The organism is Mesorhizobium sp. M0960 (assembly GCF_040319055.1).
Classification (GTDB): Bacteria; Pseudomonadota; Alphaproteobacteria; order Rhizobiales; family Rhizobiaceae; genus Mesorhizobium.
Genome location: NZ_JAMYNN010000051.1, coordinates 1 through 1559, shown reverse-complemented (window position 1 = coordinate 1559; position 1559 = coordinate 1). Strand labels below are relative to the sequence as shown.

The following is a 1559-nucleotide window of genomic DNA, read 5'->3' as shown; positions in this document are numbered from 1 at the left end:
CACGCTGGACTTCGCTCAGCCGGGCCTCGCAGGTCTCCACGCGCCTGAGCGTGGCTTCCCAACTCCTCTCGAGCTGGGCCGCAATAAGCCGGTTCTCCGGGTCGCAAGCGGCATAGCGGCGCTCGGCAAGCGATGCCTCATAGCGCGCCTGCTGCAGGTCCATCTCGATCATCTGCCGCCGCTTGGCTTCGCTCTCCAGCTGCATGCGTTCAGCCTCCAACGCCGCTTCGATCGCCATCGGCGCAACCGCCTCCAGCGCTTCGCGGGTCACCGCCGCGTCGGTGCGAAAGCCGTTGAACGACATGCATCGCGCCTGGGCCATCATGAGGTTGCCGCGCTCGCAGCGATATACCGGATAACCTTGGCCGCGTCCGGCATACATGACAACCAGTCTTCGCCCGCATCGACCACAGGAGATGAGACCGGGGAGCAGCGCGCGACCGCCGCGGCCCGACTTGACGCCGCCGGCTTTGCCATAAGCGTTGGCCGCGAGCAGTTCCTGGTTCCGTTCGTACTCGCTCCATCCGATGTAGCCTTCGTGATGGTCCTTGAGCACCACCGCCCACTCGCTAGCCGGCTTGTAATGGCCATAGCTCTTGCGAACGCGGCCATCGACGATCTCAGTGCGCTTCTCGCTCTTACCATAGACATAGGCGCCGGCGTAGAATGGGTTCTTCAGGATCGAGATCACGTTGCGGTAGCGGATCGGAACCCAGTCGAAGGACACCATCTTCTTGCCGTCGGAGGGTCTGGGGAAATGCACGCCATCGTCGATCATCGAGATCAGGACCTGACGCGCACTGCCGAGTTCGCGGAAGCGCGCGAATATCAGGCGAATGGTCTCCTGCAGGCGCATGTCGGGATCGAACCCGAGACCGTAATCGCGGTGCCAGACATAGCCGAAGGGCACGGAGATGCGCAGTTCTCCGCGCTGTGCCTTGGCGCGGGCGGCCTCGTACATGCGGGCACGCAGCACGCCGAGCTCGAACTCGCTGATGCTGCCCTTCATACCGAGCAGCAGGCGGTCGTTCGGCAATCCCGGATCGTAGACTCCGTCCAGATCGATCACGCGTGCATCGACTTCGCCGCACAACTCGAGCAGCCGATGCCAGTCCGGCCCGTTGCGCGACAGGCGGGACGCCTCCAGGCAAAGCACGGCGCCCACATGGCCGGTGCACAGATCGTCGACCAGGCGCTCGAAACCGGGACGCTCCACAGCCCCGCTTGCGGTTCGTCCCAGATCCTCGTCGATCACCTCTACTTTGCGGAATCCCCAGCGCCGCGCGACGTCGACAAGCTCATATTGCCGACGCTGGCTCTCAAGGTTGAGCTGGACCTGCGCCTGAGTGGACTGACGCACATAGACGACGGCCTTGCGCTTGAGGACGGCAGTCGGAATCAGATTACCGCTCGTCATCGCAGCTCTCCTCCTCCGTTGCCACGCCGGCGGCGGCCATCAGTACGTTGGCGAGCCGGGCGATCACTATGGTCCGTTGCGCTGAACTCAGCCCGTTCAGCTTCTCCGAGTCGAGCGGCAAGCTGAGTTGGCGAACGACCAC

At 64.0% G+C, this 1559-nt stretch carries 1 protein-coding gene; it reads right to left on the bottom strand.

The features are described 5' to 3' along the window. A partial coding sequence (locus NKH63_RS31245) for a recombinase family protein (protein ID WP_352920519.1) occupies window positions 1-1417 on the bottom strand: 1417 nt, incomplete at its 3' end. Between the last annotated feature and the right edge of the window lie 142 nt (window positions 1418-1559).